The 16,042-nt window shown below is 53.7% G+C and carries 14 protein-coding genes and 1 pseudogene; 5 read left to right on the top strand and 10 right to left on the bottom strand.

What is annotated here, in order from left to right; translation table 11 throughout:
• Window positions 1-183: 183 nt before the first annotated feature.
• Window positions 184-573, top strand: coding sequence for a c-type cytochrome (locus BLU05_RS15875; RefSeq protein WP_091881752.1), 390 nt, complete (start codon window positions 184-186; stop codon window positions 571-573).
• Between the two features lie 38 nt (window positions 574-611).
• On the opposite strand, the gene BLU05_RS15880 is transcribed toward BLU05_RS15875, so the two are convergent.
• The 9 genes from BLU05_RS15880 to BLU05_RS15920 are packed head-to-tail and all read right to left on the bottom strand — an operon-like array spanning window position 612 to window position 9,776.
• Complete coding sequence (locus tag BLU05_RS15880; protein ID WP_091881755.1) at window positions 612-1,169, bottom strand: thioredoxin family protein; 558 nt, start codon at window positions 1,167-1,169, stop codon at window positions 612-614.
• A gap of 15 nt (window positions 1,170-1,184) precedes the next feature.
• Window positions 1,185-1,874: a ribulose-phosphate 3-epimerase gene (rpe, locus tag BLU05_RS15885; protein ID WP_091881758.1), complete on the bottom strand. Its 690-nt coding sequence runs from the start codon at window positions 1,872-1,874 to the stop codon at window positions 1,185-1,187.
• Window positions 1,871-2,809: a CbbX protein gene (gene cbbX / locus BLU05_RS15890; RefSeq protein WP_244518378.1), complete on the bottom strand. Its 939-nt coding sequence runs from the start codon at window positions 2,807-2,809 to the stop codon at window positions 1,871-1,873. The genes rpe and cbbX overlap by 4 nt, the downstream gene beginning before the upstream one ends.
• Complete coding sequence (locus BLU05_RS15895) at window positions 2,802-3,221, bottom strand: ribulose bisphosphate carboxylase small subunit (protein ID WP_091881761.1); 420 nt, start codon at window positions 3,219-3,221, stop codon at window positions 2,802-2,804. The genes cbbX and BLU05_RS15895 overlap by 8 nt, the downstream gene beginning before the upstream one ends.
• A 10-nt stretch (window positions 3,222-3,231) precedes the next feature.
• Window positions 3,232-4,692, bottom strand: coding sequence for a form I ribulose bisphosphate carboxylase large subunit (locus BLU05_RS15900; protein ID WP_091881764.1), 1,461 nt, complete (start codon window positions 4,690-4,692; stop codon window positions 3,232-3,234).
• Window positions 4,693-4,720: 28 nt separating this feature from the next.
• Window positions 4,721-5,800: a class II fructose-bisphosphate aldolase gene (gene fba, locus BLU05_RS15905; RefSeq protein WP_091881766.1), complete on the bottom strand. Its 1,080-nt coding sequence runs from the start codon at window positions 5,798-5,800 to the stop codon at window positions 4,721-4,723.
• A 2-nt stretch (window positions 5,801-5,802) separates the two neighbouring features.
• Entirely contained in the window at window positions 5,803-7,827 is a 2,025-nt protein-coding gene (gene tkt / locus BLU05_RS15910) for a transketolase (protein ID WP_091881769.1), read from the bottom strand.
• Between the two features lie 10 nt (window positions 7,828-7,837).
• Window positions 7,838-8,710, bottom strand: coding sequence for a phosphoribulokinase (locus tag BLU05_RS15915; protein WP_091881771.1), 873 nt, complete (start codon window positions 8,708-8,710; stop codon window positions 7,838-7,840).
• A gap of 16 nt (window positions 8,711-8,726) precedes the next feature.
• Window positions 8,727-9,776 (bottom strand): class 1 fructose-bisphosphatase, encoded by a 1,050-nt coding sequence (locus BLU05_RS15920; protein WP_091881774.1) that lies wholly within the window; start codon window positions 9,774-9,776, stop codon window positions 8,727-8,729.
• Window positions 9,777-9,897: 121 nt separating this feature from the next.
• Between BLU05_RS15920 and BLU05_RS15925 the strand changes: the two genes are divergently transcribed.
• The 3 genes and pseudogenes from BLU05_RS15925 to BLU05_RS15935 all read left to right on the top strand — a co-directional run bounded on the left by BLU05_RS15925 (window position 9,898) and on the right by BLU05_RS15935 (window position 13,307).
• Window positions 9,898-10,833, top strand: a complete 936-nt coding sequence (locus BLU05_RS15925) for a LysR family transcriptional regulator (protein WP_091881777.1) — start codon at window positions 9,898-9,900, stop codon at window positions 10,831-10,833.
• Window positions 10,834-10,914: 81 nt separating this feature from the next.
• Window positions 10,915-11,106, top strand: a pseudogene (locus tag BLU05_RS15930) (integrase core domain-containing protein); the annotation flags it as partial.
• Window positions 11,107-11,285: 179 nt separating this feature from the next.
• Window positions 11,286-13,307 carry a DUF4139 domain-containing protein gene (locus BLU05_RS15935; protein WP_091881779.1) on the top strand — a complete coding sequence of 674 codons (2,022 nt, stop codon included), beginning with the start codon at window positions 11,286-11,288 and terminating at the stop codon, window positions 13,305-13,307.
• Window positions 13,308-13,550: 243 nt separating this feature from the next.
• Here the strand turns inward: BLU05_RS15935 and BLU05_RS15940 are convergent, their stop codons facing one another.
• Entirely contained in the window at window positions 13,551-14,444 is an 894-nt protein-coding gene (locus BLU05_RS15940; RefSeq protein WP_091881782.1) for a LysR family transcriptional regulator, read from the bottom strand.
• A 140-nt stretch (window positions 14,445-14,584) separates the two neighbouring features.
• Here BLU05_RS15940 and BLU05_RS15945 point away from each other — a divergent pair, with 140 nt between their 5' ends.
• Window positions 14,585-15,358 (top strand): SDR family oxidoreductase, encoded by a 774-nt coding sequence (locus tag BLU05_RS15945; protein ID WP_091881786.1) that lies wholly within the window; start codon window positions 14,585-14,587, stop codon window positions 15,356-15,358.
• The last annotated feature ends 684 nt before the right edge of the window (window positions 15,359-16,042 follow it).

The following is a 16,042-nucleotide window of genomic DNA, read 5'->3' on the forward strand; positions in this document are numbered from 1 at the left end:
GTGATGCTGCGGCGTTATTTCCGCAGCACAACGATTGACTTATGCAATGTCACAGGTAACGTTTTGAAATGCTATGATCGCGAATTCGTAAATAAAAAGATCAAGCTGAAATGGTGGCGCCAATGCATGGAAATTGGCACCAGTCTTCGTCTAGGGCACCCTTGGCGAAAATGAGGAAATGCCATGCGATATCCTGTACTACTGATTGGTCTGTCAGTTGCAGTTCTGTCCGTTATTCAAGCCCGCGCTCAGGATGCGGGAGATGCCACGGCTGGAGCAACAGTTTTCAAGAAATGTGCGGCCTGTCATGTGGCAGACACTGACAAAAACAAGGTTGGACCCTCTCTTAATGGTCTATTTGGCAGAACCGCCGGTACACATCCCAGCTTTAACTATTCATCGGCAATGAAGGCCGCCGGTACAGGTGGTCTGGTATGGGATACTGCAAGCTTGCGTGACTATTTGCATGACCCGAAGGCCAAAGTACCCGGTACAAAAATGGCTTTCCCCGGTCTGAAAGATGACACGGAAATTTCCAACCTCGAAGCTTATCTCAAACAATATTCAAAGTAACAAAGTTGCCGCCGGTTTGATATCCGGCGGCAATCCATTCAGACGTTCTCGCGCCATTTGATCGAACAGCCGACTGAGGCAAGCTGCTCACGCGGTCCTTGTCCAGACAGAGCAACTTGCTGCATGGCCTCGAACAAATCCCGGCGCAGATCAGCTATGGCTTCCTGTTTACGCGATCCATCCAGACGCCCGCGATATTGCAACTCTGCATCGGCGTTGAACCCGAAAAAGTCAGGTGTGCACACGGCACCATAGGCCCGCGCAACCATCTGGTCCGCATCATGCAAATAATGAAAGGGAAACGCATTTTCCCGCGAGAAGAGCTGCATATTCTCAAAGGAATCGGCGGGATAGGCCGCAGCGTCATTGGCATTGATGGCTACGAAACCAACGCCAAGTTTCTTGAGATCGCTTGCGTCACGCACCATACGCTGCATGACAGCCCTAACATAAGGGCAGTGATTGCAGATGAAGGCGACGACAAGTCCACTTTGCCCGGCCTGAGCCAGAATGGAATGTCTTTGGCCATCTGCACCCATCAAGTTTGCATCTAAAGCCTTCCAGCCGAAATCACAAAGTGGCGGTATCGCGGCCATTTTTGCTCACTCCTGTCATGCTGCCTCGTATTGCCTTGCATTGTCGGCGGCGCTCCGGATGGCAGCTATGTTATGAGCATAGGCCACCTTGCCGTTTCCCCTAAAGATTGCAGACCCTGCGACAAGCACATCAGCTCCGGCTGCGGCAACCAAAGGCGCTGTCTCCGGCGTGACACCGCCGTCAATCTCGATAAGGATGGGGCGATTCCCGATCAGAGCTTTCAAACGCCGTGTTTTCTCAACGACCGATGGAATGAATGCCTGCCCACCAAACCCCGGATTGACGGTCATCAGGAGTACGAGATCAAGCCGATCCAATACATATTCGATGACGGTTTCGGGTGTGGAGGGATTGAGAGAGACACCTGCCTTTTTGCCAAGATTGCGAATGGTCTGCAGAGAGCGATCCAGATGTGGGCCAGCTTCCGCATGAACTGTGATGAAGTCACAGCCAGCGTCAGCAAAAGCACCAAGATAATCATCTGCAGGTGCGATCATGAGATGACAATCGAATATGGCTTCGGTTCGATTGCGGATCGACTTTATGACCTGCGGACCAAAAGTGATGTTCGGAACGAAATGCCCATCCATTACATCGAGATGTACCCAGTCCGCTCCGGCCCCCACGATGTCTTCCACTTCTTCTCCGAGCCGGGAAAAATCGGCGGAGAGAACGGATGGTGCTATGAGTGTCTTGCGGTTCATGGTGTTTGATCCTCCGCAGCAGCCTTTGCAAATACGCGGCTACTCCTGATATCCGCAGCCGTGATCGTTGAGAGTGTCATGGCATCGGTTGGTCCACGGGATGCTTCGAATAGCCGGTTGGCATGACGCAGCCGAGCCCGGTCCAAGGCATTGCGGATGGAGCGGGCATTGGCAAAATGCGGCTGCTGCCGGCGCCGTTTTATATAATCGGCCATGATGGTGCGGCCTTCCTCATCGAAATTGTAGTTCTGTTTGGCCAGCATGGTTTCAGCAATGCTCAGGAGCTCATCGGAGCTATAGTCGGGAAAATCTATATGATGCGCGATGCGCGAACGAAAACCCGGATTGCTTTCGAAGAACTTGTCCATCCTATCAGCATAGCCTGCAAGAATGACCACAAGATCATCGCGCTGGTTCTCCATCACCTGAAGCAGTATCTCAATAGCTTCCTGACCGTAATCCCGCTCATTCTCCTGCCGGTGCAGATAATAGGCTTCGTCAATGAACAGCACGCCGCCCATGGCTCTCTTCAATATCTCCTTGGTCTTAGGCGCCGTATGACCAATATATTGGCCCACGAGATCGTCGCGCGTAACCGAGACGAGATGGCCTTTGCGAATATAGCCGAGGCGATGCAGGAGATCTGCCATACGCAGCGCCACAGTGGTTTTACCAGTGCCGGGATTGCCACTGAAGCTCATATGCAGGGTTGGCGTCTCGTGGGCGAGACCCATGCGTCGCCGCGCCCGCTCCACCAGCAGCAAGGCGGCTGTTTCCTTGATCCGTTGCTTAACCGGCTTTAGGCCAATCAAATCGCGATCAAGCTCATCCAGCACATCCTTGACACCCGATTCCACATATTCAGCACGCAGATCAACCGCCGCAAGAATTTCCCTGTCAGTATCCGGAAGCTCCATGTTTACGATGTCAGCCATAACGTTGACCCGCCGGTTTGTCCGTCGCATAGGACCTCGTCGTGTAACGGACCACACGGCCTTCCCCTTCCTGACGCGCAAGATGGAAACCCGGTTCCTCCTGCGGGCGATTGACGAGGAAGGACAGCTTCACCGACTCCCATCCATGGGAATTGTCAAAGGCAATCAAACGGATATAGCTATCGCCATAAGCCTTGCGGCATTCTTTTAATTCCATCATCAATGCGGCCGCATCCGGATTGTCAAACATCGGATGCCCCCACATATCCCAATAGGTGTTGCGCGGGTGCGGGTCATCGGTGAACTCGAGACTGACAGCCCAGCCCTTATCGATGCAATACTGCACTTGCCGGGAAATCTGTTCGTCTGTCAGATCGGGCAGGAACGAGAATGCTCCCTGAGTAATACGCATGTCGTTTCTCCTATTCGGCTGCTGTTGCGGTCGGAACAAAATCGGGTGAATCGGTTGAGGTGTAGTTGAAGGAAACGTCTTTCCAGATTTCGAGTGCCTGCTGCAGCGGCTGACAGTTACGTGCTGCCATTCGCAGAATTTCAGGGCCTTCACGCAAGATGTCGCGACCTTCATTGCGTGCGAGCACCATGCATTCAAGCGCAACGCGGTTAGCCGTGGCACCGGCAGCGATCCCGAGCGGATGACCGATCGTGCCACCACCAAACTGCAGAACAACATCCTCGCCCAGAAGATCGAGAAGCTGGTGCATCTGGCCAGCATGGATACCACCTGATGCCACTGGCATCATTTTGTTGAGAGAGGCCCAATGCTGATCGAAGAACACACCGTTTTCGAGTCGCGTCGGGTTAAAGTCCTCACGGCAGATATCGTAGTAACCGCGGGTGGTTGCCGGATCGCCTTCGAGCTTGCCGACAACCGTCCCGGCGTGAATGTGGTCCACACCTGCAAGCCGCATCCATTTGGCAATAACGCGAAATGAAACACCATGGGACTTCTGCCGCGTATAGGTAGAATGGCCAGCACGATGCAGATGCAGGATCATGTCGTTGCGACGCGCCCACTTGGCCATCGACTGGATCGCCGTATAACCAATGACAAGATCGATCATGACAATGTTCGAGCCTAGCTCCTTGGCGAAGTCTGCGCGTTCGTACATGTCCTCCATTGTCGCCGCAGTCACGTTGAGATAACTACCTTTGATCTCGCCTGTTGCAGCCTGTGCCTTGTTGACGGCCTCCATGCAGTAGAGAAATCGTTCGCGCCAATGCATGAAGGGCTGCGAATTGATGTTTTCGTCGTCCTTGGTGAAGTCCAAACCACCCTTCAGCGCTTCGTAGACAACGCGTCCATAGTTGCGGCCCGATAACCCGAGTTTAGGCTTCACGGTTGCGCCGAGCAGCGGTCGCCCGAACTTGTCAAGGCGTTCGCGTTCAACGACAATACCCGTCGGTGGACCTTGAAAGGTTTTTACATATGCAACCGGCAGACGCATGTCCTCAAGGCGCAATGCCTTTAGCGGCTTGAAGCCGAAGACGTTGCCAATAATCGACGCGGTCAGGTTTGAGATGGAGCCCGGCTCAAACAGATCAAGATCATAGGCAATATAGGCAAAATACTGCCCTTCACCATTTGGAACCGGATCAACGCGGTAGGCCTTTGCACGGTACTTCTCAGTCGCGGTCAGCCGGTCGGTCCAGACCACGGTCCAGGTTGCCGTCGATGATTCACCGGCAACGGCCGCCGCTGCTTCGATCGGATCAACACCGTCCTGCGGCGTGATACGGAAGAGCGCGATGATATCGGTGTCCTTCGGCTCATAGTCAGGCTCCCAATAGCCCATCTTCTTGTATTCCATGACACCGGATCTGTAGCGGTCCTTCCCTGTGACCGTTTCTGACTTGTTCGACATGATAGGTCCTTTCCGTTTCGTTCTAGGCTTAAGCAGCCTGGGCTGCGGCGATTTGTGGATCGAGCTTGCCAGCGGCATAGCGCTTGGCCATGTCATCGAGACCAATGACCTTGATTTTCACGCCATGGCCTGCCGTACCGAAACGCTCGAAGCGATCCCGGCAAAGGTCGCGCATGGCATCCATTGCCGGTTTCAGGAATTTGCGTGGATCGAATTCGGCCGGATTTTCGATGGCGATCTTGCGGAATTGGCCGCTCATCGCCATGCGGCAATCGGTGTCGATATTCACTTTGCGCACCCCATGGCGGATGCCCCGCTCTATCTCTTCCACGGGCACCCCATAGGTTTGCGGCATCTCCCCGCCAAACCGGTTAATGATATCCTGCAAGGGTTGCGGTACCGATGACGAACCATGCATAACCAGATGCGTGTTCGGCAGTTTGCGATGAATTTCCTCGATCACGCCCATCGCCAGAATGTCGCCGTCGGGTGCCCGGGTAAATTTGTAAGCGCCGTGGGACGTCCCGCAGGCAATAGCGAGTGCATCAACTTTGGTGCGCAGCACAAAATCAACCGCCTGATCCGGGTCAGTCAACAGCTGATCATGGCTTAGCGTACCGGTCGCGCCATGCCCGTCTTCGGCTTCCGCCTCGCCGCTTTCCAGCGAGCCAAGGACACCAAGCTCGCCCTCAACCGAGACACCAAGCCAGTGTGCTATCGAGGTCACCCGCTTGGTAATCCCGACATTGTACTCGTAGGAAGCCGGTGTCGCCGCATCCGCTTCGAGCGACCCATCCATCATCACCGAAGTAAAGCCATGCCGAACGGCCGTCATGCAGGTGGCCTCGTCATTGCCATGGTCCTGATGCATGCACACGGGAATGGTCGGGTACATCTCCACCAGCGCATCAATCATTCGCGCCAGCATGATATCCTTGGCATAGGACCGCGCGCCTCGTGATGCCTGGAGGATAACAGGCGCCTCGCAAGCCGCAGCCGCTTCCATCACAGCAAGACCCTGTTCCATATTATTGATGTTGAAGGCCGGAACGCCGTAACCGTACTCGGCTGCATGATCGAGCAATTGCCGCAGTGTAATTCTGGCCATGATCAATACTCCTTTTCGCTGATGAGTTTGCGCGCAGTGGCAACAATGTTTTCGGGTGTAATGCCGAAATGGCGGTATAGATCCGGCGCAGGCGCGCTGGCACCAAACCCCTGCATGCCGATGAAAGCACCCTTCTCACCGACCCAGCGATCCCAACCCAGACGGGCCGCCGCCTCAATACCGATACGCGGTGCAGCCGCCAGCACAGACCGGCGATAGGCTGGAGTTTGCGCCTCGAACAGTTCCCACGACGGCATGGAAACAACGGCCGCGGCAATCTTGTGCTGACCTCGCAGAATATCAGCGGCAGTACAGGCAATCTCGACTTCAGAACCTGTGGCCAGCAATGTCACAGCACGGGGTTCAGCTGTTTCCCGCAGCACATAAGCACCGCGCGCCGAACGGTTCTCCTCGATATGAGCATGACGCAGCATTGACAGATTCTGACGCGAGAGAACGATGACGCTCGGCCTGTCCGTATTTTTGAGTGCAAGTTCCCAGCATTCAGCTGTCTCGATGATGTCCGCCGGACGGAACACATTCATACCGGGTGTGGCCCGCAGCATGGCCAGATGTTCGATCGGCTGGTGGGTCGGCCCATCTTCTCCGAGGCCAATCGAGTCATGCGTCATGACATAGATCACCTGCTGTCCCATCAGCGCTGAAAGACGCATGGCGCCCCGCGCATAATCTGCAAATACCAGGAATGTTCCTCCGTAAGGGACAAAGCCGCCATGCAGCGCCAGACCGTTCATCGCGGCAGCCATGCCATGCTCGCGAATGCCGTAGTGAATGTAACGGCCGGAGAAATCACCAGGCGTAACGTCGAGCATCCCCGGCGTGACGGTCAGGTTCGAGTGTGTCAGATCAGCGGACCCGCCAATTGTGAGATTGGTGGCGGTATTGATGACGCCAAGCACCATTTCCGAGGCCTTGCGCGTCGCAACCTTTGTCGCCTTCTCCACATGCTCGCGGCGAAAAGCTGCGAGTTCCTCAAATACCGCTGCTGGTATCTGTTTCTGCACAGCTTGCTTGAGGTCCTCGCCCTTTGATGATGCTGCTATCCGCACGCACCATTCACGCCGCTCGTCAGCGCCTCGACGTGCAACATCGCGCCACGTCTCAAGAATATCTTGCGGAACGACGAAGGGTTCATATGGCCAATCTATTGTGAGCCGTGCAGCGGCAATTTCCGACGCACCAAGTGGAGCGCCGTGTGTCTTTTCAGTTCCCTGCAGATTGGGCGCTCCTTTACCGATAATCGTACGGCATGAAATCAACGATGGAGAATTCGATTCCCTGGCATGGGCGATTGCCTTTGCAATCTCATCGTAATCATGGCCGTCAATATCCTGCACATCGAAACCGGCCGCCGTAAAACGGGCCAATTGATCTGTGGACGTTGAAAGCGATGTCGGCCCGTCAATAGAGATCGAATTGTTGTCCCAAAACACAATCAGCTTCGAAAGCTTTAAATGCCCTGCAAGGTCGATAGCCTCGTGGCTGAGGCCTTCTTGCAGACAGCCGTCTCCAGCGATGACATAGGTGTAGTGATCAACGATATCCGGCCCAAATCGTGCCGCCAGCATGCGTTCGGCCAGTGCCATGCCGACAGCCGTGGCTATGCCCTGTCCAAGCGGCCCTGTCGTCATTTCAATGCCCTGCGCGTGACCGTATTCCGGATGGCCCGCCGTCTTTGCCCCGATCTGACGGAAACGCTGCAACTCTTCAACGGGCATATCAGGGTACCCGATCAGGTAATGCAGCGCGTATTGCAGCATGGAGCCATGACCGGCGGAAAGGACAAATCGGTCACGATCCGGCCATTGCGGATGTAACGGATCAAGCTTGATAAACCGCTTGAAAAGAACTGTGGCAACATCGGCCATCCCCATAGGCATGCCAGGATGGCCCGAATTGGCCTTCTGGACACTATCCATGACCAGGGCCCGGATTGCGTTCGCCATATCCCGATCTGAGACAACTTCGGTATCCGGGGCTTCCTGAAGCAAAACTTGAGTGTTCATCGTCTTCTCCTCACGAGGCTCGGTTTTTGCGCTCAATCAACTGCATGATCAGCGGTGTCAGGATGAGTTGCATTGCCAGGTCGAGTTTGTTGCCCGGCACAACGATCGAATTGGCTCGCGACATGAAGGAGTCGTGAATCATTGAAAGCAGGTACGGGAAGTCGATCCCGCGCGGTCGCGCAAACCGGATAACCAGCATCGATTCATCCGGTGTTGGTATCCAACGGGCAATGAACGGGTTGGACGTGTCGACGATCGGCACACGCTGGAAGTTGATATCCGTCAACGTGAATTGCGGCGTGATATAACGCACATAGTCCGGCATTCGGCGCAGGATGACATCCATAACCGCTTCAGTGGAATATCCACGCGTTGAGCGGTCGCGATGGATCTTCTGAATCCATTCGAGATTGATGACTGGCACGACGCCAATCTTGAGGTCCGCGTGACGGGCAAGATTGATGCCGTCTGCTACAGCACAGCCATGCAGTCCTTCATAGAACAGCAGTGTGCTCGGCGGAAAGTCGCGCCATTCGGTAAATGTACCAGCGGGCGCACCATATTGCTGAGCTTCATCATCATCATGAATATAGGTCCGGGTTTGGCCGGTTCCTTTGCGGCCATATTGTTCAAAGACCTCGTCAAGCTTGGAGAGTTCATTCGCATCGACATGAAAATGCGTGAAATTGGGATTTCCCTTCTTTTCCTCTTCCGCAACTTTTGCCTTCATGGTGTTGCGATCATATTTGTGGAATGCATCCCCTTCGATAAAAGCTGCTTCAATATTCTCCCGACGAAAAATCTGTTCGAAGATCCGCTTGACCGACGTTGTTCCAGCGCCAGATGAGCCTGTGATGGAGATAATTGGATGTTTTGCCGACATGATCGATCTCCCTCCCTCAAGCCCTGAACAGGCCACGATTACTGAACAGTGGTGCACGCTCACCAATATTGCTGGGTTCGCTATGGTAGCGACTGATCCGGGCTACTTCCCGCACCGAGCCGAAGACGAAGGGAACCCGCTGATGCATGGCCTTGGGCGTGAGATCGAGAATACGGGCCGAAGTATCTGTCGCTCCCCCACCAGCCTGTTCGATGAGAAACGCTATGGGGTTCGCCTCATAGATGAGACGGATACGACCATCGCCATAGCCTTTGCGCTTATCGCCCGGATAGAGAAACACACCCCCTCGCATAAGAATGCGATAGGCCTCGGCAACCAGTGATGCGATCCAACGCATGTTGAAATCGCGTTCGCGTGGTCCTTCGCTGCCTTTCAGACAGTCATCCATATAGAGCTGAACCGCCTCGTCCCAATGCCGGTAATTAGCCGCGTTGACGGCAAACTCATGCGCCTGGCTGGCAATGACAATGCTGTCATAGGCTTGTACAAATGTGCCAAGTCGACTCGAGAAGACAAAGGCATGCGTCCCGTTGCCAAGTGTTAGAACAAGAGCCAGTTGCGGACCGTAAATGAAGAACCCTGCTGCGAGCTGGCGATCGCCCTTCTGAAAGAACGAGGCGACTGGCTCGCTGCTCGGATCACCAGCCACTGGGAGGATGGAGAAAATAGTCCCTATTGATACATTGGTGTCGATATTGGATGACCCATCGAGTGGATCGATAGCCAACGCCAATGGAGCAAGAGGATTCAACAGCGCCGGATGCATCAACTCTTCAGAGCCGTATAAAGCGACCGGCGCCTGCCGCATTGCTTCAAGAAACATGTCGTCTGCGAAGACGTCGAGCGCCTTCTGCGGATCACCGTCAGCATTCTTGCCACCAGTGCCGCCGGAAAAAGCTTTTCCGAGTGCCCCCTGATTAATGACACTGCGAATCTTGACTGCAGTTAAAGCCAGTTGGCGCAGCACCGCTGCAACCGACGTGCGCAAAGGGTTACTATGTTCCGCATAGGATCCAAGAAAGGCGTCTAGCGTCGCCGTGGTCATGGTCGTCCTCCCGTACCTGGTCGTCTTTCGCGCCAGACTTCAGGACCATGGGACCATCAACGGTGTACTAAGTAAAATTTATTATATTTACCTTATAGATAAAATTCATTAAGTGTGGGTGATGCGCAATTTGAATCTCAAACAGTTACGGGCAATACAGGCGATCAAGCAGCATGGAACCATTGTCGCTGCAGCCAATACATTAGGGCTGACACCTCCTGCGGTAACAATTCAGCTCAAGCTTGTTGAGGAGGAAGCCGATATTGTCCTGTTTGATCGCACCAATGTGGGTCTACGTCCAACCGCTGCCGGACTTGCATTTTTGGATGCAGCCCAGATGATCGAGGAAAGGCTGCGCCTTCTCCATGACGAGATTGACGCAATCAAAGGTCTGCGGGTCGGCACATTATCTCTTGGAGTTGTATCGACGGCCAAATATTTTGCTCCTCAGCTCATGGCGACTTTTGGTAAGGAACATCCTGATATTGCAATCAAGCTGATGATCGGAAACCGTGCGGAGATCATCAACAGTTTGAAAAGTCATGCTGTGGATCTTGCTCTGATGGGCCGACCACCCAAGGAGATTCCGCTGCGATCTGCAGTTTTTGGCGATCATCCACTGGTCATGATTGCCGCGCCGGATCACCCGCTCGCCGATTGCCGGGATATAACGAAAGAACGTATTGCACTGGAACATTTTCTTATCCGTGAGCCAGGTTCCGGCACCCGTATATCTCTGGAGATTTTCCTCAGCGAGTTGCCCGGACGTATAGATGATCTCGGCACGGAAATGTCTTCCAATGAGACGATCAAACAGGCCGTTATGGCCGGACTCGGCATTGCGTTCATCTCGGCACACACGATCGCACTGGAGCTTGAAGTCGGTAAGCTGGTGATACTTGATGTGATAGGCATGCCCATCCGCCGTCAGTGGTTCTCCGTGATGCGCACGGACAGGACGTCGTCGCCAGCCATGCGGGCATTTCAGGACTTCCTCAACCGCAAGGGTGCGCAGTGTCTGCCATCTATAGATCGCCTTTACCCAATGGTGGGGTAGTTTGCGGGAGGGAGCGAAATTGGTCTGCCCCTTGTAAGTGATCCTTTATGAAGTATGGCTTTTGAGCCGATAAAGGACATTAAGCTCCGGAACGAACTGCTCAACGGAGAAATCTTCTACACATTGAAGGTTGTAGCAGAAAAGCAATCGATCCGGTGGATCGATTGCCCGCGGAACCAGATCGTCATCGAGAATTGGAGACGGCATTACAATACCATCCGACCTCACTCATCCTTGGGTTACAGATCACCTGCACCCAAGGCTATTGTCTAGCCATCTCCTATCTAGCTGGAGTCGCGATGATCTGCTGGCGCATCTCCACTCCCCTTTAGTGAATACTCGCTAATTGCCAAACGACATGAGGCGCCACCTGCTGTGTGCCAGTAGACAACAGGCATGAATTGGCTAAAGCTGCATAACACTTTGCCCTATTTTCCTCACAAAGGTTCCACATGCGCTCCCCCATTCTTGCCCTTTTGATGGTCACAACAATGATGACCAGCGCCGCTCAGGCTGCCGAACTCGTACTGAAACGCGCCGTGCTTGGTACAGGCGGTGTTGGCTATTTTGAATATACTGCCGAGGTGGATGGCAATGAACCTCTCCTGTTGCGTGCGCGCCTTGATCAGGTCGATGATATCCTCAAGAGCATACTAATCCTGGACCCCGCCGGTCCCGGCTCTGCTACACTCCCCGGCAAGGCTCGCATCGACGATGCCTTTGCCTCACTGCCTTTCGCCAAGTCTGACCTTGATACAATGCCGGCCCTGTTCTCCGCGCTCAAAGGGGCGGAAATCAAACTGGCAGGCCCTCGGCAAATCGAGGGGCGCATAGCCAGCGTGCAGAGTGAGACGGTTAGTGGCAAGGATGGTGGGGTGGCAACGCGCACGCGTGTTTCGGTTTTCTCGGGCGCATCGATTGAACAGTTCATTCTTGAAGAAGCCGAAGGGCTGGAATTCAAGGACGCCCGGCTTGGGGAACAGGTCAGTACGGCGCTTGTGGCACTGAGAACCGCTCAAGACCGCACAGGACGCGATATCGCTATCAAGCTTGCTGCAGGAGCGAAACGTACGGTGCGCATCGGCTATGTAGCCGAAACACCAGTGTGGAAAGCAGCCTATCGGCTGACATTGCCGAAGCCGGGCGAGGATCAAGCCCGACTGCAGGGCTGGGTTGTTCTGGAGAACATGACTGGCAATGCCTGGAAGGATGTAGAGGTGACATTGTCCTCTGCTGCACCGGTGACTTTCAGACAGGCGCTATATGATCCCTACTATGTAACACGCCAGCTGGTTGCTCCGCCGGTGAGCCGCTCCGCTCTGCCGCGCGCGGACCAAGGACAGATTTTTGCGGACACTAAGCAGCAGGCGCCCGACGGTAACGCGAAGTATCGAGCTGCTCCCTCACCAGCGCAAGCCGTAGCTGAACAGGCTGCGATCGAACCAATTCCGGGGAAAGACTACAATGGCGGCGGCGATACGCTGACCGGCCCGCAAGAATCCGGCAGCACTGCGGAAGAAAATCCCGCTGGCGCGAGCTTTACGCTTTCCTCGCTGGTCAGTGTTGGTGCTGGCGAAAGCCTCACGACCCCATTTGTTGATCTTAATATACCGTCGCAATCGGTTGCCTGGTATCAGGGTAGAACACGCAATCCATGGCGGGCGTTGACTTTGAAGAATAACGGCGCCGTATCCCTGCCTGCGGGATCTGCCACGATCTACGATGCAACTGAGGCCGGGCCCATGTTTTCAGGTGAAGCTCAGTTTCCCCTCCTTCCAATGGGTGATTTCCGGTTGATTGGCTTCGGTACAGACCAGAAAGTTCTAGTCGATACCGAGGCTGGGTCTGAATCGACGATTACCAAAATCAAATCTGTCGATGGTACTCTTCAGATCGAAAGCCGCATGCGGCAAACGACCACTTACCGGCTCAAAAACGGTTCGACTGATTTGCGCCATATGGTGATTGAGCACCCTCGCATGGCTGATTGGAAGCTGGTCGAACCCAAACCGGAGGATGCGACCATTGCCGGTCAGGCTTACCGCATTCGCTTTGATGTTGAAGCCGGGAAATCTAAACAGTACAAGGTCGTACTGGAACGCCCTGAAGTCGAAGCCGTCGATATTGGAGAAGTTACCGGCGCCCGCATCCAGGCCCTTATGATTGCGCCCGAACTCGATGTCGAAACCAAAGCCCGCCTGACCACTCTGGCGGAAGCCGCCAAAGCCAGCGATGAGGCAATGGCTGAAATGTCCCAGCTTGAAGAGCGGCGCGACACCATTATCAACGACCAGACTCGCCTGCGCGAAAATCTGGCATCGGCACCGCAGGGATCTGATCTCTCGCGCCTGTATTCGCAAAAGATGCTGGCCCAGGAGAATGCTCTCGACCGGCTGGACAATGACATCAAGGCAGCGCGCGACCGCTACGAGCAGGCGCGCAAATTACTGGGCGACAAAGTCAGAAAACTTTAGGGTAGAATGAGGTCCCCCCTTTCCTCTTCTCACTATCATCACAATTTGCATTGCCGTGGTCGTTCTGATCACATTGTTGGTTGTGGCAAGCCACCTCGGTGCGTCATGTGCCTTCGGGTTTGGTGGCGAAAACCTAACAACAGCTCTCTGGAAAATAGCTGATCAAACCGATCATATCCCTCCATCGCTTGGTTAGGTGATCGACTTAGCGCAGAGGCCCGGCGACATAACCTATTCGCTTATTTAATTGGTCCCAAGAAGTGTCTCGAGCCAATCAGCAAACACTTCGAGGCGACGCGTCAGAAAATGGCGATGTGGATAAAGTAGGGTCATTGGCATGGACCGGGCGCGATATATTGGCATGACCTCAACAAGCTCGCCTGCATCAATATGAGCCTTTACATCGAAGGCCGGTATTTGGATCAATCCGGAACCGGCCAGGCAACACGCAATGTAAGCTTCAGCGTTATTGACGGTAACGCGGCTGCGCATGGAAAAGGTGTGCAGCTTTCCTTCATCTTCCCATTCCCACTCTGTTGTACGGCCTGTCGAAGGGGAAGCGTAGTTTACGGCCCAATGAGTGCTGAGCTCATCAGGTGAAGCTGGGACACCATAGCGCGCCAGATATTCGGGGCTCGCAACATTCATGAGTGGTAATTCTCCGAAGTTGCGAGCAATGAAGTTTGAGTCAGGCAGAAATCCAACCCGTAGAACGCAATCGACGTTGTCTCCTATAAGATCAACAGTGCGATCACTGACGCCAAGATCAATGTCAATCTGCGGATATTGATCGAGAAACCGTGGGAGCGCAGGAGCGATAATTAATCGGCCAATCCGCCCTGGAACATCGATCCTAAGTCTACCGGTCGGTTGGGTGGAGGCGTGTCGAAAGAGATTCTCCGTCGCGTCCATGTCGGCAATCAACTGTTGGCAACGTGCATAGAAGGCCAGCCCTTCTTGAGTGGGCGAAACCTTGCGAGTTGTTCGATAGAGAAGTCTGGCGTCGACGCGCCCCTCGAGTTCCAACACGGCAGCCGAAACAGAAGAGCGTGGCATATTGAGTGTATCAGAAGCGCGGGTGAAGCTCGAACACTCGACGACCCTGCAAAAGATGCGGAACAAATCAATGCGATCCAATTGATAAACACCTCCGATTGTATGCTTACACTGACAAGTGATGTCAGATTTGTCGACTTTATCCCATCAATCTAAGCGATATCGTTGTCTGCGAGAAGCGACTGCATAATGTAGGCGCTGCAAAACAAGGAGCTTTATCCATGGCCGATCACAGTATTAAAGGTAAAACCGTAATCATCGCCGGAGGAGCAAAGAATCTCGGTGGGCTTATCGCACGTGACCTTGCCAAGCACGGCGCAAAGGCAATAGCCATTCATTACAACAGTGCAGCGACGAAAGCTGATGCCCAAGAAACATTGGCGGCAGTGAAGGCAGCCGGTGCTGAAGCCGTTGCATTTCAGGCAGATCTGACCACTGCAGATGCCGTGGAAAAGCTCTTTGGCGATATAGTGGCTGCTATTGGCCGTCCGGATATTGCCATCAACACCGTTGGCAAGGTCCTGAAAAAGCCACTCATTGAGATATCGGAAGCAGAATATGATCAATCGAGCGCGGTGAATGCAAAAGCGGCCTTCTTTTTTCTCAAAGAGGCAGGAAAACACGTCAATGACAATGGTAAGATCTGTACACTCGTAACGTCACTCCTGGGTGCGTTTACACCGTTTTATGCCGCTTATGCGGGGACAAAGGCACCCGTAGAACACTTTACCCGCGCTGCGTCCAAGGAGTTCGGGGAGCGTGGGATTTCAGTGACGGCAATCGGACCAGGCCCGATGGACACACCATTCTTCTACCCTGCGGAGGGCGCGGACGCCGTCGCCTACCATAAGTCAGCCGCGGCATTGTCAAAGTTCACAAAAACGGGTCTGACCGATATTCAGGATATCGTTCCCTACATACGGTTCATGGTTTCGGAGGGATGGTGGATGACTGGTCAAACCATTCTGGTCAACGGCGGATACACAACGAAGTAACGCAACCAACTCTAATGATGCCCAAATTGGATTTAGCATCTATGTCAGTGTCATTGCTTTGACGCCGAGCATCGCATTAATGGCCTCTGCACCCCTTGGGTGTTCAGAGGCCATCATTAACAAGGCGTTCTTATTTCAACGTGATTAAGTTGAATAAATAGAGAGCGGTAGAACGATTCCGGACATATATCATTCGAAGGCACAGCTAACGCCAAGAGCTGATTTGAGTGAGTGCCTCTCCAAAAAAAACCAGAACAATGCCTGCTACACGAAGCCAAGTAACATTACTTATCGTGATGCCGAATCCACCAAATTGATCAATGATGGCTGCACCCAACAACCACAGAAACAAAGAAGGGTGCCACCCCTAACTGTCAAGTTTATGAATTTAACAGAAGCATTTTGAACGTTCCCATGAGCGATGCATGGCAAGGCTTCGTCTCCACCGGCACTTCAATTAATGGCGGTGTTTCGGACAGCTCTTGGCAAGCAAATTCGCTGAACCCGACAATCCACATTGCCCGCCGTCTGATATAGACAACCCTTTCTCCGATAGCAGCGTTTCCAAGATCGTGGGCGCGATCGCAGCGATAAATGTGACTTTCGTCAACGAGACCATAGTTCGAGAGAACTAATACCTTTGAAAAATCCTGTTTCGCAAATAGGAATAGTCCCCTGTCGTAA

Origin of the sequence: Phyllobacterium sp. OV277 (assembly GCF_900104355.1) — a bacterium.
Classification (GTDB): domain Bacteria; phylum Pseudomonadota; class Alphaproteobacteria; order Rhizobiales; family Rhizobiaceae; genus Phyllobacterium.